A 25,175-nucleotide genomic window follows, 5' to 3' on the forward strand; every position below is an offset into this window, starting at 1 on the left:
TCAATGGTGTTAATCTTTTACAGCTCAGGTTGTACCGTTCCGTGACAAGCGTTTTCTCAAGGTAAAAATCACACTATGCATAGCGTTCTGATAGTTGACGATCATCCGGTCATTCGACTTGCCGTCAGGGTCCTGCTGGAAAAGCACGGCATGCGTGTGGTCGGTGAAGCAGACAATGGCGTTGATGCTGTTCAGCTGGTACGCGATCTGACGCCACAAGTGGTCATCCTCGATATCGGCATTCCCAAGCTGGACGGGTTTACCGTTATCTCCCGCATCAAAGCACTTAATGTGCGTAGCGAGATCCTCATCCTCACCTCGCAACCCGCCGACTCGGTGTGCCGCCGCTGCATCCAGCTGGGCGCCCGCGGTTTCGTCAACAAGGAAGAAGACCTCGGCAGCCTTATTACCGCGATCAAGGCGGTGGACGCCGGTTATACCTTCTTCCCGGCCCTGACATTCGACAGTGTCAATTCGACCGAGCAACTGACTGAGCGCGAACAGATTCAATCGCTGACTGACCGGGAAGTGACTGTATTGCAGTACCTGGCCCAGGGTTACTCGAATAAACAGATTGGTGAAAAGCTCTTTCTCAGTAATAAGACTGTCAGTACCTACAAGACCCGCCTGTTGCAGAAGCTGGGGGCTACTTCATTGGTAGATCTGGCCGAGTTCGCCAAACGCAATGCGTTGACTCCCTGAGCGACACTGAAAAGCTCTGTAGGAAATTTCCTAGGCCTACGTCGGCAACGTCCTACTCACTTCTTCCCTCCTCACTCCTAAACTTGTTCCAGCTCAACGGTACACAGATACCGTAGCTGAGAGAGTGTTTCATTGGGTCCCCTTCAAGGACTTCAATTTATATCTAGGAGTGTGAAATGAAATTTAGTACGTTGGCCGGCGCAATCATGGCAGTTTCCCTGGCAGCTACTGCTGCTGTAAGTGTGGCTGCAGAAAAAGACCAGGGTCACGGGATTATTACCTTCAAGGGCTCGATTATCGATGCGCCTTGCTCTATCGCTCAATCTTCTGCTTATCAAGAAGTTGAAATGGCGCAGATTGCCAACGTCGCGCTGAAGAACGGCGGCAAGTCGCAGATGACTCCCTTTAAAATTGAACTGCTCGGCTGTGACCTGGACACCTTGAAGTCGGTGACTGCGAAGTTCACCGGTATGCCTGGGCGCACCGCCGACCTTATTGCCATCCAAGGCACCACCGGCGCAAGTCTGGCGATTGCTGACCACAACGGTGATTTGATCAAGAACGGCAACGAGTCGCCCGCGCAGTTGCTGTCCAACGGTGATAACTACCTGTTGTTCAACGCTTACCTGCAGGGTGACATGATCGCTTCAGGTGGCGGTGGCGAAGCAACCCCTGCTGTTGTTAACCCAGGCAACTTCGAATCCCTCGCCAACTTCACCCTTAGTTATCAGTAACGCGCATCGTCACTGAGGTGCCCCGGAGTGCGTCCCCCATGCGTGCTTCGGGGGAGCTTGCGGAGGTTTAGATGATTCGCTCAACCGCAGCGCTGCTGATGCCGTTGGTCCTGTATGTCCTTGCCCAGCCCGCCTGTGCAGTTGAGCCGCCGCTCAACTCCGCGCTCAAGGGACGCGTGCAACTGGTCGGCAGTATTGTCGATAGTGCTTGTAGTATTCGTGTAGGCAACGACAGTCAGACGGTCGCTTTCAAACCCACTGCGTTCAGTGGTTTGGCGCGCGGCGACAGCGCATCTCAACAATCGCTGAGCATCTATGTCAGCGATTGCATTAATCCCAGTTCGCGCAGCACTACCAGCCCTTCTCAGCGTTTCAAATTAACCTTCGAAGGCGAACAAGACGGCAAGTATTTCAGTGTCCAGGGTGCCGCCAAAGGCATCGCACTGCAAATAAAGGATGAACACGGAAAGTTGATCTCGCCCGGTATGTTGCTTGAGCACAGTTCATTGTCTGCCGACTTGCTGATGCTCAATTATTCACTGGCATTGGTGGGTAGCGGGCATTTACTCGAAGCGGGCGACTTTCGCGCCACGATCAAGCTGAACATTCAGCACTTCTGAACCGCAGACACTCATTGCGCAGTGTCTCTCAAGGATTTTGTCACGTGGATCACCGAAAGGTACTGGCTACCACTGCATTGTGCTGTGTTGCAGCGTGGGCAAGTGCGGCCGAAGAGTTCAAATTCAACACCGATGTGCTCGACCTCAAGGATCGCGAAAACCTTGATCTTGGGGTGTTTGCATCGGCGAACTTCATCATGCCCGGTCAATATACCCTGAAGGTCCATGTGAACCGCGATTCATTAACGGAATTTACGGTTGTCTATTTACCTGCACTCGACAATCCGAAAAGCAGTGTTGCCTGTATTTCCCCGGAGCTGGTCAATGAACTGGGGTTGAAAGAACAGACACTCAAGTCCCTGGTCTGGTGGAACGCGGGTGCTTGCCTGGATCTCAGTAGTGTTCCCGGCATGCTGGCTCGTGGCGACCTGAGCACTGCCGGCCTGTACCTGAGCATCCCGCAGGACCAGCTGGAATACACCGCAGCAAACTGGGACCCGCCCTCGCGCTGGGATGAAGGTATCCCCGGACTGCTGTTCGATTACAGCTTCAACGCGCAAACCACCGATCGCAAGAGCGGCAAAGGCCGTAGCGACAATCTCAGTGGCAATGGCGTCGCCGGCATCAACCTGGGTGCCTGGCGCTTGCGCGGCGACTGGCAAACGCAAATGCAGCGCAGTGACGACCAGCCGTCACAACAGCAATTTGCCTGGAGCCGCTTTTATGCGCTGCGAGCGGTGCCGTCACTGCGCTCGAACCTGATTCTTGGCGAAGACTACCTGGACTCCAACCTGTTCGGCAGCTTTCGCTACACCGGCGCCAACCTGAGCAGCAACGACAACATGCTGCCGCCCAACCTCAGGGGTTATGCCCCTGAAGTCAGTGGTGTGGCGCGCACCAATGCACGCGTGGTGATTCGCCAACAGGGCCGGGTGCTCTACGACACCCAGGTACCGCCAGGCGCTTTTCGTATCCAGGACCTTAACGATGCGGTCTCTGGCCAACTTGATGTGCGCGTCGAAGAACAGGACGGCAGCGTCCAGGAGTTTCAGATGGACACCGCCAGCATCCCCTACCTGACCCGTCCCGGGACGGTGCGCTACAAACTCGCCGCGGGCAAACCGTCCGACTGGGAGCATCAGCTGGAGGGGCCGGCCTTCGCCACCGGTGAGTTTTCCTGGGGGGTGGACAATGGCTGGTCGTTGTATGGCGGCGGCCTCGGCGCCAAGGACTACAGCTCCCTGGCCGTGGGCGTGGGCCGCGACCTGATGGCATTCGGCGCGCTGTCGTTCGACGTCACCCAGTCGCGGGCGACATTACCGGATCAGGACACCCTGAGCGGCAAGTCCTACCGTGCCAGCTACTCCAAGCGCTTCGACGAGTACGACAGCCAGGTGACCTTCGCCGGCTACCGCTTCTCCGAGGAGAACTACCTGAGCATGAACGAGTTCATCGAAAACCGCCGTGGCGGCCAGCCGCTGAACCAGAGCAAGGAGCTGTATACCGCCACCTTGAGCAAGCAGTTTCGCGATTCCGCGCTCAGCGTGTTCTTCAACTACAACCACCAGACCTACTGGAACAGCCAGGCAAGCGATCGTTACAGCCTGTCGTTGTCGCGTTATTTCGATGTGGGCGGTTTGAAAAACCTCAGCCTGTCGCTGACCGCGTACCAGAACAAATCCAACGGAACGTCCGATGACGGCGCTTACTTGTCGGTCAGCATTCCCTGGGGCAACAGCAGTTCGATCAGCTATAGCGCTTCGGCCAATCGCGGAGATAGCACCCATAGCCTGAGCTATTACGACCGCCTCGACGAGCGCAACCACTACATGCTCAGCGCCGGTAAATCCTCAAGCGGCGAAACCGCCAGTGGCTACCTCTCCCATGATGGCGATCAGGCGCAAGTAGTGGCCAGCGCCAGTTACCAGACCGGTGAATACACCTCGGTGGGCCTGTCCCTGCAAGGCGGCGCCACACTCACCGGCCAAGGTGCAGCACTGCACCGCAGCAGCGTCATGGGCGGCACGCGACTGTTGGTCGACACCCAGGGCGTGGCCGGTGTTCCGGTCCGTGGCAACGGTGGGGTAACCCGCACCAACCGCTTCGGTAAAGCGGTGATTACCGACGTCAACAGCTACTACCGCAACCAGGCCAGTATCGAACTGGACAAGCTGGCCGACGATGTCGAGGCCACCCAGTCAACCACCCAGGCGACCTTGACTGAAGGTGCTATCGGCTTTCGCCGCTTCGATGTCATCGCTGGCCATAAAGCCATGGTCATCATCCGCATGGCCAACCGCGGCGCCCCGCCTTTTGGCGCCAGCGCGCAGAACAGCCGAGGCCAGGAAACCGGCATTGTCGGCGAACAAGGATCGACTTACTTGAGCGGCATGAAGCCGGGCGAAACCATGTCGCTGCATTGGGGCGGTAGCGCGCGCTGCCGTTTCACCCTGCCCGACCAGGTGGTAGCGCCTGAACGACAACTGGAGCTGCTGTGTCAGCCCATCAGCGAGGCGGACAACGCCGCTGCTTAATCCTTTGTAACAGGTACCTGCTTAATGATCAGTTTCAAACGTAACACCCTGTCCCTGCTCGCCTTGCTCGGCGCCTGCACGGCACAAACCAGCCTGGCAGCCGTGTCGCTGGACCGCACCCGGGTGATATTTAGCGGCAGCGACAAATCGGTGAGCATCAGCATCAGCATCAGCAACCAGAATGCGCAACTGCCCTACCTGGCCCAGGCCTGGATCGAGAACGAGCAGGCCGAAAAGATCACCAGCCCTTTGGTCGTACTGCCACCGATCCAGCGCCTGGAAGCCGGTGGTAACAGCCAGTTGAAAATCCAGGGGCTGCCTGAACTTGGCCAACTGCCTCAGGACCGCGAATCGCTGTTCTATTTCAATCTGCGCGAAATTCCGCCTCGCAGCGATAAACCGAACAGCTTGCAGATTGCCCTGCAAACGCGGGTGAAGCTGTTCTATCGGCCCGCGGCGATCGCCGCAAAGGCCGGCGTGAATGAAACCCCCTGGCAGGAAAAACTGACCCTGACGCGTCAGGCTGACCGCTATCTGGTGAATAACCCGACGCCTTACTTCATCACCGTGATCGATGCCACGCGCGACCTCAAGGCCGCCAGCGCGACCGACTTCAAGCCCTTGATGATTGCCCCGAAGTCTCAGCTCGACCTGGGTCTGACCAGCAAAAAGCTGGGCGACAAGCCGGTGCTGACCTACGTCAATGACTTTGGCGGCCGTCCGCAGCTGCAGTTCAGTTGTGTGGCGAACACCTGCACCGCCAGCGCAGTTGACAGCAAACGCTGAGACCTGAGCCATGACCTCTTCAAGTGAGTAGAAACGATGATGCCCGGATTCCGTCGCTGCCTGTCAGCCTTGTGCTGCAGTACCGCTGTTGCAACCCTGTCGCATGCCGCTGACAACCTGGCGCAAAGCGCCGAGTTTCAGGTGACTGGGACCTTGCTTGAAAGCGCCTGTTATCTGGACCCCAGCTCCGCGTATCAGACCTTGTACCTGGGCGACCTGAATACCGCACGGCTGTTGCATGTGGGCGACCAGGGCACGCCGGTAGCCCTGCACCTCAAGCTGCAAGGCTGCGTGCGCAGTGACGGTGGCCGACGCGACAGTCAACACGGGACCCTGGTATGGAGCGCAATCGAGCCGGTGGCGGCGCTGACCTTCAGGGCGGTGGCCGATGCCGACACCCCGGAACTGATCAAGGTGGCTGGCGCCGAAGGGTTCGGCCTGCGCCTGCTCGATGTCCAGGGCCAGGACGTGCGTCTGGGCCGCACCGCTCCGGCCTGGTTCGTGTCGCCGGGCAAAAGCCAGCTGACCTATTACATCCGTCCCGAGCGCACCGCGGCGCCTTTGCGCCCAGGGCCCTTCCGCGCCAGCCTGAACGTGAATCTGGCGTATGACTGAGGGCTTGAGCATGACTGCCGCACGTACTGCATTTGTACTTCTGCTGCTTGGCTGCGCAGCGCCGACGCATAGCGCTGAGCAGCAGGTCGTGACAATCAAAGGCACGGTCTTTGCCGCGATTCCCTGCGTGATCAACAACAACAAACCCATTGGTGCACCCTTTGGCGATGTGCAGACCGCGGGCATCGATGGTTACTACAAGACCATCACTCTGAACTACTCACTGGATTGCAGTCGCTCGACCACCAATGAGTTGCGCATGCTGGTACGCGGTGACGACGCGGGCTTTAACACCGCGCTGCTAGGGGTGCCGGGGCATGAGAACCTCGGCGTTGCCCTGAAAAAAGACGGTAACCCGCTGGCGATCAATACCTGGGCCGACTTCGACACCAACAAGCAGCCAGTGCTGCAAGCGGTACTGGTCAAACGTGAGAACAGCGAACTCAAGGCCGGTGCGTTCAGCGCCAGCGCAACTCTGGTGGTGGAATATCGATGAATACCCTGCTCCGCGTTTTGCTGATGCTGTCGGTCGCTGCCCTGCCTTTGCCTTGTCTGGGCGAGGCCAACATGCAGTTCAGCGGCCAGCTGTTCGCCCCGCCTGGCTGCACGGTCAGCGACAAGGGCGGGCGTATGGAGGTGCGCTTTGAAGGCAACATCGCGATCAACCGGATCGATGGCAAGGACTATCGCCGCCAGACCATCCCCTACCAGGTCGACTGCCCGGGCGCCGCTGAGGCCGGCATTACCTGGCACATGCGCCTGACCCTCATAGGGGGTGATGCCCATTTCGACCCCAGTGCACTGAAAACCTCGGAAAACGACCTGGGCATCCGGGTGCTGCTAGGCGGTACCGCACTGATTCCCAATCAACCCCGAGAGATCGATATCAACGCAGCAAACGTGCCGGTGCTCGAAGCCGTACCGGTAAAGCTCACCGGCGCCGAGTTGCCCAGCACCAACTTCACAGCCTCTGCGCTGTTGATCGCCGAACTCTACTAGGAGCACCTATGGGCAAGTGGGCCATGAACCTCAGCGCCTGGATCGTTGCCGGCCTCTGGTTGCCTGCCGCACAGGCAACAGAGGACAACCTGTACTTCTCCGGCACCCTGGTGAATGAACCGTGTGTGCTCGCCGAAGAAGATCAGCTGCAGCGTCCGGATTTCTTCCAGGGCGTGATCGACAAGGACCTTTATCTCCACGGCAGAACCCGTGGTCACCCGATCAAGCTGCATCTGCAAAATTGCGACCTCGACGTCGGCAAACGCATGGTCAGCATCACCTTCAGTGGCACCGAAAGCATCGAAGCGCCGGGCCTGCTGGCACTCCAGAGCGCTACCGTGCAAGGCCTGTACATCGGCCTGGAGACCACCGGCGGCACTACCATGCCATTGCACAAGAGCCACCGTATGGGGGAACTGGCCAGTGGCGACAACCTGCTCAGTTTCAATGCTTACCTGCAAGGCGACCCTGAAGTGCTGGCCAAGCGTGCTCTTGGACTGGGCGAATTTGGGGCATCCCTTACCTTTGCGTTGAGTTACGAGTAACCCTTATGAAAAAACGATTAACTCGCCTATGGCGCAGCACTTTGCTATTGGTGTTGTGCAGTACCGCAATACAGGCGCAAGCCATTACCATCACGCCAACGGAAAGTCGTTATGAAGCAGGCGGTGTACGCTATTACTTCGTGGTAACCGATTGGTCTTACACCGATTACAGCAAAAGTCGCTGTCAGAACGACGATCCAATATTTACTGTTTGCTACATTTACATAGGCGCCAATGCGAGCTCAACAAGCATAAATTGGGCAGGCAATGTGTACAGTTGGACGGTACCCGTTCGTCGTGGTAACTCGACCATGGGCGACCTGCTCCGAGACCTTAATCGTGAAGGGTTCCAAATTCCGTTCAAGGGATCAATTCTGGTACCGAAGGAGGCCGCTGGCAACAATCGTTGTATTGGTCTTAGTTCATCAATGGTAGGCCCCAACATCGGTGGCGGAATAAGCCCGTTTGGTCTGTGTGCACCGGTTATAAAACCGGCGCTGCAATGCGAGATCAGCGGAGACACCACCATCGACCACAAGAGCCTGGCAGACGATGCTTTGAACGGTAAAAAGGCCTCGACCCAGCTCAACGTCAAATGCACTGGCGCAACCAGCGTGACGGTTTCGGCCTCCAGAACCGACTCCTTTGGGGTGAAACTCAACAACGATGGCAGCCTGTACTCGAATGTCACCGTCAACGGCCGGGAGGCCACGTACGGCACCTGGGTTGGGCTTACCGAAGGCAATACCCAAATCGATATCACTTCGACCCTGAGCACCCGTGGGAAAGTCACCCCGGGGCCGTTCTCAGGTTCCACGGTGATTACCGTTTCACCACCTTGAGACCACGCGGTGGCGCACCATAAGTCCGGCGAAACAGCCGACTGAAATGCGCCTGATCATAGAATCCCAGATCCAGGGCAATCGCACTCAACGGCTGTCCCGCCAGCACCCGTGGCAAAGCACGTTCCAAACGTAGCTGGGTCAACCATTGCTGCGGTGGCAAGCCGCAATGATTACGAAAGCGCCGCAGCAGCTGCCACGGGCTCAAATCAACGAACGCAGCCATTTCTTCCAGACTTGGTGGCTGATCCAGGCGTGCCTCCAGCCAGTCGCGCAGCTGCCGCCAACGCTGTGGATCGAAGCCATTGCTGTGCGCGTTGACCCTGAGGGTGGAGCCCAGCCCGAGCAGCAGCGCCAGGGTTTCCCACAGGTGACTTTCAAACGCCAACGGGTCGTGCTGCTGGTGCAAACCGTTGAGCAGTTGTTGCAGCTGCGGATGGCGCAGTTGCGCGGCGTTGAGGGTGGGCAGACCTTGTCGACCGTCGCTCAGATCGCGACTGACTTCAGCCAGCCAGGCCGGATCAAGGGTCAAAATACGAATGCCATAACCCTGATCATCGGCACTGGCACCGTCGTGAACGTGCTCGGGTGCCATCAGCAGGATGTCCCCTGCCCCGGCCAACTGGTGCTGCCCACCCGCGGCATAGCGCTGCTGCCCCGCGACGATCAGGCCGATGTGATATTCCAGGTGAAAGTGCCGGGGAAAGGCAAATTGCTGGTAACGGGCATCGATCAGGCGCACGCCTGGATGCCCGGGAGCTTGATGGCTGACGCTATCCAACTAGCAGGCCGCCCGCCACTGGCGGATCTGGTCGATGGTTGCGGTAACGCCGCCACAGACGATCACCAGCACCTTTTGATGGCGCTTGAGCGCATCCGTTGGCGCATAGGCCAGCGCCAATGCCGCACCACAGGCGGGCTCGACCAGGATGCGGTGATCCGAGAGGAACTGTTCGCACGCCGCCAGTGCCGCCTGGTCGCTGACGACATGGCTGTACACCGGACGCTCCTGGCTCCATTCGAATGCCCGTTGGCAGACTTGCTTGGCGGCCAGCGAGGTGGCCACGGTGTTGACGCTTTCCAGCGCCACCAGTTGCTTCTGCGCCATGGCGGCAGCCAGCGAGGCGGCGCCGGCAGTTTCGACGGTGAACACCGGCACCTGCCCCCAACCATTGCGGGCCAGGCCTTCACACACACCGGAAAACAGTCCGCCACCGCCCACTGCGACCACCACGGCATCTGGCTTCAGGCCGCTGCTGGCGACTTCATCGATCATGCTCGCATGGCCCTGCCAGAGCAGCGGGTCATCAAAGGGATGGATATAGGCATCGTCGTCGCCGAGCAGCGACAGCGCCAGGGCGTTGGCTTCGTGCCAGGCCTTGCCATGGACAATGACTTCGGCCTGTTCCTGGCGGATCAGCTGTTTGGCGCGTTCGGTGGTGGTCTCCGGCACGACCACGGTCACTGCCAGGCCCAGGCAACGACCGGCATAGGCCACGGCGATCCCGGCGTTGCCGCCTGAAGACGATACAAAACGGCGTTTGCCCTGTTTGGCATAGGCTTCACAGGCAGCGCCGATGCCGCGCAACTTGAACGAGCCGGAGGGCTGCAGGGCGTCCAGTTTCAGCCAGATGTCCAGGCCACTGGCCAGGCTCAGCGGGCGGGATGCCAACAGCGGGGTTTCGATATGCAGGCTCATGCGCTTACTCCATGTAGGGAACGACTCCAGCCTACGCTTAACGCGTCGGGCAATTTTGTATGAAATTGCGCGTTGCAGGTGGGAGCGGGCTTGCCCCGCGATGCGGCTTAGCAGGCAGATCGCTATCGCGGGGCAAGCCCGCTCCCACTGGGATTGTGTGATCCGGTGGGAGCGGGCTTGCCCAGCGATCGCTCACACCCTGAACCGTGCCACCAACGCCGTCAGCTCCGCAGCCAGCCCCGACAACGCCTGACTGGCCGCCCGCGTCTGTTGCGCACCCGTCGCCGAGCGCGACGACAGTTCCCGAATGTTCAGCAGATTACGATCCACCTCGCGGGCCACTTGCGCCTGTTCTTCAGCCGCACTGGCGATCACCAGGTTGCGTTCGTTGATCTGGCCAATAGCGCTGTAGATCCCCTCAAGCACCTGGCCGGACGCCTGGGTGATGCCCAGGGTCGACTGCGCACGCTGGGTGCTGGCCTGCATCGAAGCCACCGCCGTCTCGGTGCCATGCTGCACGCCAGCGATCATCTGTTCGATTTCCTGGGTCGACTGCTGGGTGCGGTAAGCGAGGGTGCGAACTTCATCCGCGACCACGGCGAAGCCACGACCGGCTTCTCCGGCACGTGCCGCTTCGATCGCGGCATTTAGTGCCAGCAGGTTGGTTTGCTCGGACACCGAGCGGATCACATCGAGCACCTGGCCGATGTCGCGAATCTGCCCGGCCAGTTGCTGCAAACGCTCGCTGCTGGTCTGCACTTCGCTGGCCATGGCGCGGGTGCCGTCGAGGTTTTCGCCGACCTGTTGGCGGCTTTGTTCGGCGAGCTGGTTGGAGGCATTGGCCGCTTGCGAGGTGGTCACCGCATTACGTGCGACTTCTTCCACGGCGGTGGTCATTTCTGTCACGGCGGTGGCGGCCTGTTCCAGCTCCTGGTCCTGCTGGCGCAGGCTGTTGGTGCTTTGTTCGGTGATGTTCGCCAAGGCCTGGGCAGCCTCGGCCACTTGCGTGGCGTAGCCGGTGAACTGACTCAAGGTGGCGCGTTGGCTTTGTTGCATACGGGCAAGGTTGGCGAATAGCTCGCCAATTTCATCGCGGCGGGTGACTTGCACGGTCACGCTCAGGTCATCCTGGGCAAAACGCTGAAAGTGCTGGCTGGCTTCAAGGAGCGGGTGCAGCACGCGGCGAGCGATGAACCCCCAGCACAACACGGCGAGCACCAGGGTGATGATGGCCAGCGCCAGGCTCAACGCCGTGGCGGCGCTTAAACGCTGGTCGGATTCGAGCATGATCTGCTGGCTGCGCTCACTCAGGGCCGCCACCAGTTGCTGACGCAGGGCCTGCATTCGGGCCATGGCGTTACCCGCGTCGGTATTGACGATGAAGTAGCGTTGCAGGTCGTTCTGGCGTGTCGCCTCGCGTTGCCCTGCGACGGCAGCGGCGTACGTGCCGAAGGTGTTTTGCAAATCGACAGCGAGCACTTTGAGCGCCGGGTCTTGGGCATTGCTGACCAGCTCGTCGAGCAGGCCGCGGCTGTTGTCGATCAGTTGAGCGGACAGCGCCATGCGTTTGTTGGCGCTGTCGTGGTGGCCGCCACTCTGTTCGACAAAGCCGGAGGAAACGTTGGCGCTGGCGCGGATGGCCATCAACAGGGCGTTGTTCAAACGATCCGACTGGTGCGCGGTAAGGTCCAGTTCAGTGATCTGCTCATCGCTACCCACCGCCGCGCGCCAGGCGCTGACGGTGGAGAACAGCAAGGTCAAGCTGAACAGCAACAGCACCCAGAACATTCCGGTACGAATTTTCAGGTTGGCGAACATGCTGGCAGTACTCCTTTTATTGTTATCAGCACCACGCTATGCCGATCACTCGGCGGTGGGTGGTCTGCTATCGGAGTGTGCTCAGCCGGACTTTAGGGCTGGAATTCGCTTGTGTTCGATTACCGCACGCAGTTTGCTTCAGCGTCCTTCATGTTGACGTCTATACGCGCCAGGTTGCACGCCCATGGCCTTGCTGAAGGCGCGGGTGAAGGCCGCAATCGACTGATAACCCACGGCCGCGCACACCTGTTCGACGGTGTTGTGCGCCTTGAGCAAACGACAGGCATGGCGCATGCGCAGGGCGAGCAGTACTTGCCCAGGGGATTGCCCGGCCAGTTCGCTGAAACGCTTGAAGAACGCCGAGCGCGACATCCCGGTGCAGGCGGCCATGCTTTCCAGCGGCCAGGGTTGCTCGGGGTGTTCGATCAACTGCTCGACCAGGGCGGTGAAGTGCGGGTGCCGAGCCAGGGACATCAGGCCCGCCAGGGGCAGGTCTGCCTGGACCTGCTGGCGCAGCACGTAGAGAAACAGCAAATGGCTCAAGCGCTCAAGCAAGGTCGAGGAGGGTGCTGGCTGGCGCTGGCACTCGGCGAGAATCAGTTCGAACAGCGCCGTCGCAGCACTTAGCGCCGGGTCGCCGGCACGCAGGATGATCCAGTCGGGCAGGCCTTCAATAATCAGCGACGACAGTCCCGGCTGGAAATGAAAGAACCCGCACACCAGGCCGACGCCGTCACTGGCGCCGGTGTCCAGCGGCAACATGGGCATGCGCGGTTGCTGGCGGGCCAGTTCGCCGTCGGCAGTGCCAGACAACCGGTACTCAAGGTCGCGCAGCAGGAACACCGCATCGCCCGCTTCCAGGGCAATGGCCTGGGGCTGGCCGGCGATATGCAGCCAGCAATGGCCCTGCACCACCAGGTGAAAACTGGCCCGTGCCAGGCCCTGGGTACTGGCGTGCCAGCCACCGCAGTAACGCCCGATATGGAACAGGCTGGCGTCTAGCTCAAGGCTTTCTAATAACCAATCGACAAGTGGGCTGGAGGAAATCATCTAAGGGAAAGACTCAGGAGCAAGTAATAACGACTCTAGAATATGGAAGGTAATTCTTATAACCAACAGACTTATGCGACACCCCTAGTATGCAGGAGTCCACTCCATGTCGCGCGTTACTCTCCACACACTGCAAAGCGCCCCTGAAGCTGCCCGTCCGTTCCTGGAAAACGCCCAGAAGAACTCGGGATTCATTCCCAACCTGCTCGGCGTGCTGGCCAACGCCCCGGCCGCGCTGGAAACCTATGTCACCGTATCGGCGCTCAACGGCAAGGCCGAGCTGAGCCTGGCCGAGCGTGAAGTGGTGCAACTGGTGGCTGCCACCAATCACGGCTGTAACTTCTGCGTGGCCGGCCACACCGCCGTAGCCCTGAACAAGGCCAAGCTGCCGCAAGAGGTGGTCGATGCCCTGCGTGCCCGTGGCGAACTGCCGCAGGAAAAGCTCGAAGCCCTGGCCGCCTTCACCCGTGAAGTGATCGCCACCCGCGGCAACGTCAGTGATGCCGGCTATAGCGCCTTCCGTGAAGCCGGTTATGGCGAAGGCCACGCCCTGGAAGTGATTCTCGGCGTGAGCCTCGCCACCCTCTGCAACTTTGCTAATGTGTTCGCCCAGACGCCGCTCAATGACGAGCTGAGCAAATACCGCTGGCAGCCTTCGGCATAACCAACCCTTGGCGCCGGCGCAGGCCGGCGCTTTTTTTAAAGGAGTAAACACCATGCTCGATCCCGCATTGGTCACGTGGCTGGATGCCGAGGCCGAAGCCCTCGATCTGGGTCACTGCGATCCGCAGGCGGTGCTGGGGCAGTTGGCGGCGGCGCAGGTGCTGCGCGTCGGTATCGACGAAGCGCTGGGCGGCACTGGCGGTACGGTCGCTGACGCGGTGGAAGCCGTTGCCAAGGTGGCCAGTCATTCCCTGGCCGCGGCCTTCGTGTTCTGGGGCCAGCGCGCCTTTATCGAATACCTGCTGCAAAGTCCTAATGCCGCTCTGCGTGAACGTCTGCTGCCCAAGCTGCTCAGCGGTGACCTGGCCGGTGCTACCGGGCTGTCCAACGCCATGAAGTACCTGTCTGGCATTGAAGCGCTGCAAGTCAAAGGCCTTGCCGATGCACAGGGCTGGACCCTCGAAGGTCGCCTGCACTGGGTCACCAACCTGCGCAAGGGTGGTTTCGTGGTCGCGGCAGCGATTGAAGAAGAGGGCGCTTCGCCGTTCGTGCTGGCGATCCCCGACAACCTTGCCGGGCTCACCCGCTCCGACGACCTGCAATTGATGGGGCTGCAGTCGAGCAACACTGCCGCGTTGAATTTCGAGCAGGTCGCAATCAGTCGTGACTGGCTGCTGCACGAGAACGCCAAACAGTTTTTGCCTGCGGTTCGTCCTTCGTTCCTGGGCTTGCAATGCGGCATGGCCATCGGTCTGGCGCGGCGTTCGTTGGACGAAGTGGAAACTCACCTTCGAGGTGTGCGTTCGTTCCTTGGCGAAGCCTTGAGTGTATTGCGCGAGCGTCTGGAAAACACTGTCGGCGAGTTGAAAAAAGGCCTGCTCGATGGTCGTTTCCTGACCCAGCCTGCAGCCTTGTTCAAGCTACGCATCATTCTTGCCGAGACCGCTGCCGATGCCGTGCAATTGGAGCTGCAAGCCAGCGGTGGCAAGGCGTATCTGAGCGCTCACGGCGCAGGCTTCGCGCGGCGCTGGCGCGAATCAGCGTTCGTGCCGATCGTCACGCCAAGCCTGGTGCAGTTGCGCGCCGAGCTGCAACGGCAGGCGTCGACAGCATGACCCAGGTGTTACTTGAAGCCCGCGGGATCAGCCTCGGCTACCCGCGTGAACAAGGCTGGCAGAGCGTGCTGGAAGACTTCGATCTGCAGTTGGCGCCGGGGGAGGTGATCACCATCCTCGGCCCCAGCGGAGTCGGCAAGTCGAGCCTGCTGCGGGTGCTGGCCGGTTTGCAGCAGGCACGCAGTGGCAGCGTCCGTCTGCTCGGTGAGCCGTTGCAAGGCCCGCATCCGCGCCTGGCCGTGGCGTTCCAGGATCCCAGCCTGTTGCCCTGGCTGAGCCTGGAGAAGAACGTCGCCTTTGGCCTGGATTTCGCCCGTCAGCCGAAGCTTGCCGCCAGCGAGCGCCGCGCGCGAATAGACCACGCCATCGAGGCGGTTGGCTTGCAGCACGCCCGCGAGCAGTACCCGGCGCAGCTTTCCGGTGGCATGGCGCAGCGCACTGCGCTGGCCCGCTGCCTGGCACGCCAGCCGCAGGTGCTGTTGCTCGATGAGCCCTTTGGCGCCCTGGACGAAGTCACCCGCGCTGACATGCAGCAACTGTTGTTACAACTGATCGCCCGGCACAACACCGCAGCGGTCCTGATTACCCACGATATCGACGAAGCCTTGCTGTTGTCCGATCGCGTGCTGCTACTGGGCAACCACCCGGCGCGCACCCTCGGCCAATGGCACATTGACCTGCCGCAACCGCGTGCGCAGCGGGTCGAGGAACTGGGCGCGCTGCGTATCGACATCCTCAAAACCCTTCGGCGGGCCAGCCGCACTCCTGAACCTGATTCTGAACCCTTGCCGCTGCCGTCGGAGACTGCCCATGTGCCTGGACGACTTCACTCACACTCGTCGTGACTTCATCAAACTCAGTGCCTTGCTGACCGCCGGTGGCGCCATGCCGCTGCTGAGCAGTTTGCAGGCCCGTGCTGCCAGCGATCCGGATGCCCCGGTGCGCATCGGCTACTTGCCGATCACCGACGCCACGCCATTGCTGGTGGCCCACAACAACGGCCTGTTCGAAGCCGAAGGTATCAAGGCCGAACGGCCAGTGCTGCTGCGCAGTTGGGCGCAGGTGATCGAGGCGTTCATCTCCGGTCAGGTCAACGTCATTCACTTGCTGTCGCCAATGACGGTCTGGGCGCGCTACGGCAGCAAGGTGCCGGCCAAGGTGGTGGCCTGGAACCATGTCGGCGGCTCAGGCCTGACCGTGGCGCCGGGTATCACCGAGGTCAAACAGCTGGGCGGGCAGACCGTGGCGATTCCGTTCTGGTATTCGATTCACAACGTGGTGGTGCAGCAGCTGTTCCGCGACCATGGTCTGACACCGGTATCGAAACCGACCACCGCACAACTGGCCGCCAACGAAGTCAATCTGGTGGTGCTGCCACCGTCGGACATGCCGCCAGCGCTGGCCAGCAAACGCATTGCCGGCTACATCGTCGCCGAGCCGTTCAATGCCCTGGCCGAAGACCTCAAGGTCGGTCGCGTGCAGCGCTTTACCGGCGATATCTGGCGTAACCATGCCTGCTGCGTGGTGTTCATGCACGAGCATGACCTGAACAACCGTCCGGAGTGGTCGCAGAAGGTGGTCAATGCCATCGTCAAGGCCCAGCTGTGGACCCGCGACCACCGCGCCGAAGCCGCCGCCTTGCTGTCCAAGGCTGGCCCTAACCGTTACACCCCGCATACCCCGCAGGTGCTAAGCCAGGTGCTGGCGCCGTCTGCCGATGACCGTGCGGCCTACATTGCCAGCGGCGCGATTCAGCATGCGCAGTGGGATGAAAAACGCATCGACTTCCAGCCGTATCCGTTCCCCAGCTACACCGAGGAACTGGTGCGTCGCCTGCAGAACACCCTGATTGAAGGCGACAAGGGCTTCCTCGCCGGTCTCGACCCGCAACAGACGGCCCGCGACCTGGTGGACGACCGTTTTGTGCGCAACAGCATCGAGGCAGTAGGTGGGCTCAAGGCCTTCGGCTTGCCGGACAGCTTCGAGCGTAGCGAGGAGTTTGCGATCTGATGGGTAAGCATGTAGTGCATGGCACCCTGGGTGCTGCCGGTTTGTTCGGGTTGCTGCTGTTGTGGTGGTTGGGGGTGCATGTGTTTGGCGAGGCGGATGGCCTGTCGGCACGTTTTTCACCTGAGGCGACCCTGGCCAGTCTGGTCGAGTTGCTGGCGCAGGCTGAGGTCTATGAGCATGTGTGGGTCAGCCTCAAACGCATCCTGATCGGCTTGCTGCTGGCGCTGTTGATTGGGGTGCCGCTGGGACTGTTGGTGGGCAGCTACCGCCACCTGGAATCGGCCACCTCGCCGGCGTTTCAGTTCCTGCGCATGATCTCGCCGCTGTCGTGGATGCCGGTGGTGGTGATGCTGATGGGGGTAGGCGACCAGCCGATCTACTTCCTTCTGGCGTTTGCCGCGTTGTGGCCGATCCTGCTCAATACCGCTGCCGGTGTGCGTCAGCTCGACCCACGCTGGCTGCAACTGAGCCGCAGCCTCAGTGCCACCCGTTGGGAGACGTTGTGCAAGGTGATCATTCCTGGCGTCATCGGCCATGTGCTCACCGGTGTGCGCCTGGCGATCGGCATCCTCTGGATCGTGCTGGTGCCGTGCGAAATGCTCGGAGTCAGCGCCGGGTTGGGCTATTTCATTCTCGATACCCGCGATCGCCTGGCGTACTCGGAGTTGATGGCCATGGTGCTGTTGATCGGTGTCCTGGGGTTCATGCTCGATGCCCTGGCGCGTGGGCTGCATCGGCGTTGGGTGCATGCCTGAAATTTGATCGCGGGGCAGGCTCGCCCCCATTGTGGGAGCGGGCTTGCCCCGCGATTGGTTTTCATTCTTCAATTTCAAATGGATCTCTTTATTGATATGTTATTACATATCAATAAAGGAGCCCCCATGAACTACCCCTTAGGAAGGTTATCCCTCGGCCTGTCTGCCTCATTGTTCGCGCTGCCTGCTGCGGCTGCGGAGCCGGTATTGCTCGACACCCTGACCGTCAGCGAACGCCACCTCGAAGAGTCGGCCACAGGCCCTGTGCAGGGCTATCGTGCCAACCGCTCGAGCACCGCAACCAGGACCGACACCGATATCCGCGACACCCCGCAGAGCATCGCCGTGGTGCCAAGCCAGGTGCTTGAAGACCTCAACAGTACCCGCATTGACCGCGCCCTGGATTTCGCTGGCGGAGTGAGCCGACAGAACAATTTTGGCGGCCTGACCTTCCTCAATTACAGCGTGCGCGGCTTCACCACCGGCGAGCTGTACAAGAACGGCTTCGCGGTAAATCGCGGCAGCTACAGCGCACCGGACACCTCGAACATCGAACGCATCGAGGTGCTCAAGGGTCCGGCGGCCAGCCTGTATGGACGAGGTGATCCGGGCGGCCTGGTGAACATTGTCACCAAACGTCCGCAAGCCGAGACCTTCACCCGCTTCAAAGCCAGCGCCGGTAGCTGGGACCGCTACCGCAGCAGCCTGGATGTGAACACGCCGTTGAGCGAGGACGGCCGGGTACTGTCGCGGGTCAATATGGCGGTTGAGGACAACGGCAGTTTCCGCGATTACGTCGGTAGTGAGCGGCGTATCGTCAGTCCGTCGCTGAGCTGGCAGTTGAGCCCGGATACGCTGGTGTCGATCGACAGTGAATTCTCGCGCACCGAGTCGGTGTTTGATCGCGGGGTGCCGGCGGTGAACAACGAACTGGGCCCGGTCAGCCGTTCGAGCTTCTTTGGTGAGCCCAACGATGGACGTATTCGCAACGACAACCAGACTCTCGACCTGACCCTGGAGCATGCACTGAACGACAGCTGGAAACTGCGATTGGCCAACCACTACACCCAGGGTCGGCTCAAGGGCAACAGCTCCGAGCCGCAGCGACTGGTCGGTACCACCCTCAGCCGCTTTTACCGCGAGCGTGATTTCGAGTGGAACGACAGCATCACCCAGGCTGAGCTGCATGGGCAGTTCGACTTCGCCGGCTGGCAGCACCAGAGCCTGATCGGCCTGGAGTACGAGAACTACCGCAACAGTCAGAAGTACCCACAGAGCGCCACCTTGCTGAAGTACGGCCTGGACATCTATAACCCGGTGTATGGCAAGCCGAAGCCCGCGCTGGTCAAACCCAATGACTTCTTCGAGCGTACCCAGAGCTACGCGCTCAACCTGCAAGACCAGATCACCTTCAGCGAGCGCCTGCGTGGCCTGATCGGGGTGCGCCTGGAGCATATCGAACAGACTGCACAGAACCGCAGCAGCCAGGTCAGCAACACCCAGGAAAAGGACGTCGCCACGCCGCGGGTGGGACTGCTGTATCAACTCACCCCTGAGGTGGGCGTGTTTGCCAATGCGTCGACCTCGTTCAAGCCCAACAGCATCGGCACCCAGGGCCAGGTGTACAAGCCGGAGAAGGGCCTGGGCTATGAAACCGGGCTCAAGCTCGACCTGCTCGACAGCCGTCTGGGCGCGACCCTGGCGCTGTTCCGTATCGACAAGGAAAACGTCATCACCACCGATGCCTTTGGTGACAGCGTTGCTGCCGGCAAGGCCCGCAGCCAGGGTGTCGACCTGCAGTTCAGTGGTCAGCTGAGCGACGCCGTGCGCGTGATCGGTGCCTATGCCTACATCGACGCCGAAGTGACCAAGGGCGATGCCAGCCTGCCCGAAGGCAGTGACCTGCTCGGAATTCCACGGCACAGCGGCAGCCTGATGGCGGTGTATGAGTTTCAGCAGGGCATGCTGCAAGGTTCGGACATTGGTGCCGCTGCCAACTATGTGGGTGATCGCTCCGGTCAGGCCGGCAGCAGTTTCCGCTTGCCGAGCTACAGCACGGTCGATCTGTTGGCCCATTACAAGGTGAGTGAGGACGCCACGATTGGCCTTAACCTGAACAACCTGTTCGACCGCAAGTACTACGAGCGCGGTTACAACGCGGTGTGGAACCTGCCGGGAGAACCACGCAACCTGATGGTCAGTTTGAGCCTGGCGCTGTGAGCAGGCTATAGTCGAGCGCACTACTGTTTGCCACTGGAAGGCTGGTCATGAGTGACTCGATGGAACTGAACCGCCGTAGCTGGGATGAGCGGGCGTCGCTGCATGCGGCGTCCGCTGACTATGAAGTGGAGCGGTTCATTGCCGATCCGCAGCACCTGTCCGAAGTCGTGCGTTTCGACTTGCCACGCCTGGGTGATATCCGCGGCTTGCGCGCCGTGCATCTGCAGTGCCACATCGGTACCGATACCTTGTCGCTGGCACGGTTAGGTGCGCAGCTGAGCGGGCTGGATTTTTCCCCGCAGTCACTGGACCAGGCCCGTGCCTTGGCACAACGCTGTGGTGAGGCAATCGACTACGTCGAGGCGGATGTCTATGCCGCAGACCAGTTGCTGGTCCCAGGCAGTTTCGATCTGGTCTACACCGGCATCGGCGCCTTGATCTGGCTGCCAAGCATCGAACGTTGGGCGCGCACGGTGGCGGCGCTGCTCAGGCCCGGCGGGCGTTTGTTCCTGCGCGAGGGCCATCCGATGCTGTTGGCGGTGAACGAAGATCATCGGGATCAGCTGGTAATCGAGTATCCCTATTTTGAGCGAGAAGCACCGACGACCTGGGACAGTGAGCAGACTTATGTCGAGACGGAGAAAGCGCTTACTCACACCGTTACCCATGAGTGGAATCATGGCTTGGGTGAAGTCATCAGCGCCTTGCTCGGGCATGGCTTGCAGATCACCGCGCTGGTGGAACACGACAGCATTCCCTGGGAGGCCTTGCCGGGGCAGATGAGCAAGAACGGCGACGGTGAGTGGGCGCTGGACAAGGACCGCTGGCGCTTGCCGCTGAGTTATACCTTGCAGGCGGTGAAGCCCGGGTGATCCGGGCGCTTGCACGTAGCGTTACTGCGCCTTTGCCCGTGGTTTGCGCGGCGCCTTGGCTGCCGTGGTACTGCGCTTGCGTTTCTTCTTCCATGGCGCGCCGCCACGCCCGGCTGGTGCAGCCGGCCCGCTGATGGTCAGGCTCAACCCGGCACAGCGCTCGACCTGCTTGCTCATCCACGCCGACTGCTTGGCGACGAATTCTTCCAGGCTCATCTCACCGCTCTGGACCATGTCCAGTGCCTGTTCCCAGATCGCCGTGGTACCTGGATCGGCGATGGCCCGTGGCACCGCGTCAATCAGGCTGAAGGCTGCGGGTGTGGCGCTCAGCGCCTTGCCTTGCTTGACCAGATAACCGCGGTCGAGCAGACCCTGGATGATCCCGGCACGGGTTGCTTCGGTGCCTATACCAGTGGTGTCCTTGAGCTTCTGCTTGAGGCGCGGGTCGTCGACCAGCTTGGCCACGTTTTTCATGGCCTTGATCAGGTCGCCTTCAGTAAAGGGTTTGGGTGGTTGGGTCCACTGGTCCTTGAGGTTGACGTCGGCCACCGTGCAGTCCTGGCCTTGGTGCAAGGTTGGCAACACTTGCGCCACCGGCGCTTCACGGCCTTTGGCCGGAGTCAGCGCTTCAGGCAGGGCACGGCGCCAGCCCGGCTCGACGATCTGTTTACCCACTGCGCGCAAGGCCTGGCCTGCGCAGTCGAAGTCGGCCTGGGTGCGGTCGTACTCGTGGTTAGGCAGGAACTGCGCCAGATAACGGGCGCGAATCAGGGTGTAGACCGCTTTGTATTTCGGCGGTAATCGCGATGGATCACTGACCGCTGCAGTGGGAATGATGCCGTGGTGAGCAGAGACCTTGGCGTCGTTCCAGGCCCGTGACCGGCGCTGGGCCTGCAGGTGTCCTTGTAGTGGCGCCAGGCTCGGGTCGGCGCGCAGCAACGCAGCAAGGATGCCCGCTGCCTCGGCGTGCTGGCTCAGCGGCAGATAACCGCAGTCGCTGCGCGGGTAGGTGATCAGCTTGTGGGTTTCGTACAACGCTTGGGCGATGTCGAGGGTTTCCTGGGCGCCAAGGCCAAATTTTTTCGAGCACAGCTCCTGCAAGGTGCCGAGGTCGAAGGGCAGGGGCGCCGTTTCACGTACCCGCTCGGTAGCGACCTTGACCACCCGTGCATGGGCAGCATTGATCATGGCTGCAGCGGCCTGTTGAGCCAGAGCCTGGTTCAGACAGCGGCCCTGATCGTCGCACGTGTCTTCGGCGGCGCGCCATTGTGCGGTGAAACGTGTTCCGTCGCTATCGAGCACCACATCGATGGCCCAGAACGCCACTGGCACGAAGTCGGCGATGCTGCGGTCGCGGTCGACCACCAGGCGCAGGGTTGGAGTTTGCACCCGGCCAACCGGCAGCACGCCCTGATAACCGGACTGACGCCCGAGCAGGGTGAACAGGCGGCTCATGTTCATGCCGATCAGCCAGTCGGCGCGTGAGCGGCCAAGGGCCGAGTGATACAGGCTGAAGGTCTCGCTGCCGGGCTTGAGCGCGGCCAGCGCCTTGCGGATCGAGGCGTCATCGAGGGCCGACAGCCACAGGCGGCGGATCGGCCCACGGTAGCGGCAGTGTTCTACCAGCTCGCGGGCGATCATCTCGCCCTCGCGGTCGGCGTCGGTGGCAATGACCAGTTCCCGGGCTTCGCCCAGCAGGCGCTTGACCGCCTTGAACTGACTGGCGGTTTTCGGTTTTACCAGCATCTTCCACTGGCTCGGGATGATCGGCAGGTCGGCCAGTACCCAGCGTTTGTAACGGGCGTCGTAGCTGTCAGGTGGTGCGGTTTCGAGCAGGTGGCCGATGCACCAGGTGACGGTGACGTCAGTCCCCACCCAGCAGCCATCGCCGCGGCGGTTGGCACCGAGGACCTTGGCGATATCCTTGGCCTGGGAGGGCTTTTCACAGAGAAACAGACGCATACCGGCGGAGTGTCATTCTATGGCTGGGGTGAGGCATAGGATGCGCAGGAATGACAGGGCTAGCAAGTTTTATCTGTATGTACATACAGTTTATTGCTTGCCGGATTTGAGGATAAAGCTGCTCACTGCCGGCAATAGGCCTTCTGCCAGTGGTAGGCGCGGATTGCTGTAAGCGGTCAGGTTGGCCTGCCGATCACCGGCGGGTACGTCCTTGAGTACATGGTTGGCGTGCTCAAGTATCAGCAGTTGTGCATTGGGCTGGCCGGCCTTCAACAATCGGGCATCGACCTGAGTGATCTGCAGGTCCTGGCCTCCCTGCAGGATCAGCGTTGGCTGGGTGGTGTCGGCAATCAACTGTACCGGGTCCAGGGCCAGCTCACTGATGTACATCGCTTGCGCCTCCCGGTTAAAGATCAGTTGCAGGGCGAGGGGGAGGTTCTGAATGTCCACGGTTTCACCCGCCGTCAGGCGGCGCAATAGTGCCGAAGCGGGAGCAACCAAAGGGGCGGATTCGGGGGCGCGTTTCAGTTGTTCGAGGATCACTGCATCCAGGCGGCGACCTGCACTGGCGGCAAGAACCAGGCCCTGGATATCGGCATTGCCTTGCGCTGCCAGCAGGGCGACGGTGCCGCCCTGGCTATGCCCCAACAGCCAGACTGGAGTATCCGGCAGGCGCTGGCGCAGCAATGTTGCCCAGGCTTTTACATCACTGGCGTAGTCGTCGAGCGTGATCCGGCCAGGATCAGCAACCGCCCCGGCGCTACCGCGGATACCTCGTTTGTCGATGCGCAGGCTGGCAATGCCCTGTTCGGCCAGGCCTTGAGCCAGCAACTTGTAGGTCTAGGGGGTCAGGCCGATTTGACGGCTATTGCCATTGCGGTCAGTGGGGCCGGAGCCGGGAATGATGATCACCACTGCAGCATTGCGCGAGGTCGTGAGCAGGCTCCCAACCAGTGGTCCATGAGGGCCTGGAACCTGCACTGATGCTTCTTCAGGCACTGCATTGGCGGCCAGTGGCAGTGAAAAGGCCAGGGCTGTAGCGAATGCTATGATCCATTGCATTTACAGCGCGACTCCTGTCTTGGCTGAGAAACGCTTCCCATTTCTACAGGGAAGGGAGGGCCAGACTGTAAAGCTTGAGTCAGGGCGGTGCAACGCAGGTGCTCATCCGGCTTTGCGCAGGGTCAGGTTGATCCGCAAATTGCCCAGCAGAGGATGTGCGCCGGGTTTGAGTGGCAGCACGCCGTGAAAGCGCAAACGGTCTTCGCCACCCCAGACCAGCACATCGCCGTGGCGTAGACCAATACGCTGGGTGGGTTCATTGCGGGCATGTCCGCCCAGCAGAAACACTGCGGGCAACCCCAGCGACACTGACACGATCGGCTGGGAAAAATCACGCTCGTCGCGGTCCTGGTGAAGGCTCAGGCGATTGCCGGGGCGATAGCAATTGACCAGACAGGCATCGGGTTGGAAGTCGGTGAACCCGGCCAGGGTCGCCGCGCGATTGGCCAGCTCAACCAGCACTTGCGGCAATGCCGGCCAGGGACGGTTGCTCAACGGATCGACCGCACTGTAGCGATAACCCTGACGATCACTGATCCAGCCCAGTGCACCGCAATTGGTCAGCCCGATAGCCATTTTCAACCCGCCTGGCGTTTGCATATGGCGAAACGGTGCCTGGGCGACGACCTGACGCAACACCGGGAGCAGCGTCTGCACCTGTGGCAGGGCAAAGCCTGGCAAGACTACCGCCTGCGCGCCGACCCACTGCGGTTGCAGCGGGCTTTGCGGGTCGAACAGGTCCAGTTCGGTTTGCATCATCGACGGCAGCTAATCAGGCGGGTAGGGGAGATAGCTTGTATGATAAGACGCTTTCCCAGGCGTGCGTCACTCCAGATCCTGCGGTGGAACCCCGGTACCAAGGCCCCTCAGGCGGCCTTACAGAAAAAAATAAACTTTTTGAATTCAAGGGGTTGCCAGCTCAATCGAATGAGTCCATAATTGCGTCCATCGAAAACGAGGCAGCTGAAAAGCCTAGCGTTTTCAAGGGGATAGCGGTTGTAGTGAGTTGTTTCCTTAAAGAGTTGTATATGTTTGAGGTCGCTTTCAGAAGGGTCTTGGGCATTTGAGGCCGAGTAGCAAAGTGGTTATGCTCCGGATTGCAAATCCGTCTACGCCGGTTCGATTCCGACCTCGGCCTCCATTATTGAAAGCCCCGCAGATTAGCGTCTGCGGGGTTTTTCTTTATGCGCTGGAAAAGTAAAGTGTTCCGCAACTCAGCCCTACCGAATTATGTTGTGGTCAACTAATCCCGGACACCGCGTTAAATATTTCCTCGGCCACCGCGGGCGCCAACCCACCGTTGAGCTGATGTGACCGGGCGCTGTATCACATATCCGTACCGAAGCCTGGACTTCAAATACCGAGCACAACAGATCAACAGGTTCTTGAGCACGCAGTTGATCGAGCAATGCGAACGCTCGTGCTCCCCGGTCATCAAGTTCCATGCTCCGCGCTTTCAAAGCCCGCCGATTGTCCGAGCTCAATATAGAGCAATCTTTCAGGGAAATTCTTTTTGTAGGATTGGAAGGATTCCGCTGCCTGGAAGGAGTCGGCCGCACAAATTAATGACGA

Annotated in this window: 25 protein-coding genes and 1 tRNA gene; 18 read left to right on the plus strand and 8 right to left on the minus strand. The window is 60.5% G+C overall.

Annotated elements, in window-relative coordinates; translation table 11 throughout:
• Nucleotides 1–75: 75 nt before the first annotated feature.
• From ACO6VD_RS14520 to ACO6VD_RS14565, 10 genes are all read left to right on the plus strand, one after another.
• Nucleotides 76–702 carry a response regulator gene (locus tag ACO6VD_RS14520; RefSeq protein WP_422419970.1) on the plus strand — a complete coding sequence of 209 codons (627 nt, stop codon included), beginning with the start codon at nucleotides 76–78 and terminating at the stop codon, nucleotides 700–702.
• Nucleotides 703–878: 176 nt separating this feature from the next.
• Nucleotides 879–1,436 (plus strand): fimbrial protein, encoded by a 558-nt coding sequence (locus ACO6VD_RS14525; RefSeq protein WP_422419972.1) that lies wholly within the window; start codon nucleotides 879–881, stop codon nucleotides 1,434–1,436.
• Between the two features lie 71 nt (nucleotides 1,437–1,507).
• A complete protein-coding gene (locus ACO6VD_RS14530; protein ID WP_422419973.1) occupies nucleotides 1,508–2,056 on the plus strand; it encodes a fimbrial protein in 549 nt (182 codons plus the stop codon).
• 44 nt (nucleotides 2,057–2,100) lie between these two features.
• Nucleotides 2,101–4,590, plus strand: a complete 2,490-nt coding sequence (locus tag ACO6VD_RS14535) for an outer membrane usher protein (RefSeq protein WP_422419974.1) — start codon at nucleotides 2,101–2,103, stop codon at nucleotides 4,588–4,590.
• A 24-nt stretch (nucleotides 4,591–4,614) separates the two neighbouring features.
• On the plus strand, nucleotides 4,615–5,376 hold the full coding sequence (locus tag ACO6VD_RS14540; protein ID WP_422419976.1) for a fimbria/pilus periplasmic chaperone: 762 nt from the start codon (nucleotides 4,615–4,617) through the stop codon (nucleotides 5,374–5,376).
• Nucleotides 5,377–5,415: 39 nt separating this feature from the next.
• Entirely contained in the window at nucleotides 5,416–5,991 is a 576-nt protein-coding gene (locus ACO6VD_RS14545) for a fimbrial protein (protein WP_422419978.1), read from the plus strand.
• Between the two features lie 10 nt (nucleotides 5,992–6,001).
• A complete protein-coding gene (locus ACO6VD_RS14550; RefSeq protein WP_422419979.1) occupies nucleotides 6,002–6,487 on the plus strand; it encodes a fimbrial protein in 486 nt (161 codons plus the stop codon).
• On the plus strand, nucleotides 6,484–6,990 hold the full coding sequence (locus ACO6VD_RS14555; RefSeq protein ID WP_422419981.1) for a fimbrial protein: 507 nt from the start codon (nucleotides 6,484–6,486) through the stop codon (nucleotides 6,988–6,990). The genes ACO6VD_RS14550 and ACO6VD_RS14555 overlap by 4 nt, the downstream gene beginning before the upstream one ends.
• A gap of 8 nt (nucleotides 6,991–6,998) precedes the next feature.
• Entirely contained in the window at nucleotides 6,999–7,535 is a 537-nt protein-coding gene (locus ACO6VD_RS14560) for a fimbrial protein (RefSeq protein ID WP_422419982.1), read from the plus strand.
• A 5-nt stretch (nucleotides 7,536–7,540) separates the two neighbouring features.
• Nucleotides 7,541–8,377 (plus strand): hypothetical protein, encoded by an 837-nt coding sequence (locus tag ACO6VD_RS14565; protein WP_422419983.1) that lies wholly within the window; start codon nucleotides 7,541–7,543, stop codon nucleotides 8,375–8,377.
• On the opposite strand, the gene ACO6VD_RS14570 is transcribed toward ACO6VD_RS14565, so the two are convergent.
• From ACO6VD_RS14570 to ACO6VD_RS14585, 4 genes are all read right to left on the minus strand, one after another.
• Nucleotides 8,358–9,158: an AraC family ligand binding domain-containing protein gene (locus ACO6VD_RS14570; RefSeq protein ID WP_422419984.1), complete on the minus strand. Its 801-nt coding sequence runs from the start codon at nucleotides 9,156–9,158 to the stop codon at nucleotides 8,358–8,360. The two genes, ACO6VD_RS14565 and ACO6VD_RS14570, sit on opposite strands and share 20 nt — an antisense overlap.
• The gene (locus tag ACO6VD_RS14575; RefSeq protein ID WP_422419986.1) at nucleotides 9,159–10,076 is read right to left on the minus strand and encodes a pyridoxal-phosphate dependent enzyme; all 918 of its coding nucleotides are present in this window, start codon (nucleotides 10,074–10,076) and stop codon (nucleotides 9,159–9,161) included.
• Nucleotides 10,077–10,268: 192 nt separating this feature from the next.
• Nucleotides 10,269–11,894: a methyl-accepting chemotaxis protein gene (locus ACO6VD_RS14580; RefSeq protein WP_422419988.1), complete on the minus strand. Its 1,626-nt coding sequence runs from the start codon at nucleotides 11,892–11,894 to the stop codon at nucleotides 10,269–10,271.
• Between the two features lie 138 nt (nucleotides 11,895–12,032).
• On the minus strand, nucleotides 12,033–12,944 hold the full coding sequence (locus ACO6VD_RS14585; RefSeq protein WP_422419990.1) for a cupin domain-containing protein: 912 nt from the start codon (nucleotides 12,942–12,944) through the stop codon (nucleotides 12,033–12,035).
• Nucleotides 12,945–13,050: 106 nt separating this feature from the next.
• Between ACO6VD_RS14585 and ACO6VD_RS14590 the strand changes: the two genes are divergently transcribed.
• The 7 genes from ACO6VD_RS14590 (at nucleotide 13,051) to ACO6VD_RS14620 (ending at nucleotide 20,579) form a co-directional block, all read left to right on the plus strand.
• Complete coding sequence (locus tag ACO6VD_RS14590; protein ID WP_422419992.1) at nucleotides 13,051–13,608, plus strand: carboxymuconolactone decarboxylase family protein; 558 nt, start codon at nucleotides 13,051–13,053, stop codon at nucleotides 13,606–13,608.
• Nucleotides 13,609–13,660: 52 nt separating this feature from the next.
• Nucleotides 13,661–14,722 (plus strand): acyl-CoA dehydrogenase family protein, encoded by a 1,062-nt coding sequence (locus ACO6VD_RS14595; RefSeq protein ID WP_422419994.1) that lies wholly within the window; start codon nucleotides 13,661–13,663, stop codon nucleotides 14,720–14,722.
• Complete coding sequence (locus tag ACO6VD_RS14600) at nucleotides 14,719–15,567, plus strand: ABC transporter ATP-binding protein (protein WP_422419996.1); 849 nt, start codon at nucleotides 14,719–14,721, stop codon at nucleotides 15,565–15,567. Before ACO6VD_RS14595 ends, ACO6VD_RS14600 begins: the two co-directional genes overlap by 4 nt.
• The gene (locus ACO6VD_RS14605) at nucleotides 15,533–16,732 is read left to right on the plus strand and encodes an ABC transporter substrate-binding protein (protein WP_400170611.1); all 1,200 of its coding nucleotides are present in this window, start codon (nucleotides 15,533–15,535) and stop codon (nucleotides 16,730–16,732) included. Before ACO6VD_RS14600 ends, ACO6VD_RS14605 begins: the two co-directional genes overlap by 35 nt.
• Nucleotides 16,732–17,487: an ABC transporter permease gene (locus tag ACO6VD_RS14610; protein ID WP_422419998.1), complete on the plus strand. Its 756-nt coding sequence runs from the start codon at nucleotides 16,732–16,734 to the stop codon at nucleotides 17,485–17,487. Before ACO6VD_RS14605 ends, ACO6VD_RS14610 begins: the two co-directional genes overlap by 1 nt.
• Before the next feature lie 126 nt (nucleotides 17,488–17,613).
• A complete protein-coding gene (locus ACO6VD_RS14615; protein ID WP_422420000.1) occupies nucleotides 17,614–19,707 on the plus strand; it encodes a TonB-dependent siderophore receptor in 2,094 nt (697 codons plus the stop codon).
• 47 nt (nucleotides 19,708–19,754) lie between these two features.
• Nucleotides 19,755–20,579 carry a class I SAM-dependent methyltransferase gene (locus ACO6VD_RS14620; RefSeq protein WP_422420002.1) on the plus strand — a complete coding sequence of 275 codons (825 nt, stop codon included), beginning with the start codon at nucleotides 19,755–19,757 and terminating at the stop codon, nucleotides 20,577–20,579.
• Nucleotides 20,580–20,600: 21 nt separating this feature from the next.
• Here ACO6VD_RS14620 and ACO6VD_RS14625 read toward each other — a convergent pair whose 3' ends face one another.
• From ACO6VD_RS14625 to alkB, 4 genes are all read right to left on the minus strand, one after another.
• Nucleotides 20,601–22,541 carry a DNA topoisomerase III gene (locus tag ACO6VD_RS14625; protein ID WP_422420004.1) on the minus strand — a complete coding sequence of 647 codons (1,941 nt, stop codon included), beginning with the start codon at nucleotides 22,539–22,541 and terminating at the stop codon, nucleotides 20,601–20,603.
• A gap of 90 nt (nucleotides 22,542–22,631) precedes the next feature.
• A complete protein-coding gene (locus ACO6VD_RS14630; protein WP_422420006.1) occupies nucleotides 22,632–23,372 on the minus strand; it encodes an alpha/beta hydrolase in 741 nt (246 codons plus the stop codon).
• Nucleotides 23,373–23,381: 9 nt separating this feature from the next.
• Complete coding sequence (locus ACO6VD_RS14635) at nucleotides 23,382–23,603, minus strand: hypothetical protein (protein ID WP_422420008.1); 222 nt, start codon at nucleotides 23,601–23,603, stop codon at nucleotides 23,382–23,384.
• A 102-nt stretch (nucleotides 23,604–23,705) separates the two neighbouring features.
• Nucleotides 23,706–24,362, minus strand: a complete 657-nt coding sequence (gene alkB, locus ACO6VD_RS14640; protein ID WP_422420009.1) for a DNA oxidative demethylase AlkB — start codon at nucleotides 24,360–24,362, stop codon at nucleotides 23,706–23,708.
• 308 nt (nucleotides 24,363–24,670) lie between these two features.
• Between alkB and ACO6VD_RS14645 the strand changes: the two genes are divergently transcribed.
• Nucleotides 24,671–24,744 (plus strand) — tRNA-Cys (locus ACO6VD_RS14645).
• Nucleotides 24,745–25,175 lie beyond the last annotated feature (431 nt).

The organism is Pseudomonas sp. GZD-222 (assembly GCF_049310525.1).
Taxonomy (GTDB): domain Bacteria; phylum Pseudomonadota; class Gammaproteobacteria; order Pseudomonadales; family Pseudomonadaceae; genus Aquipseudomonas.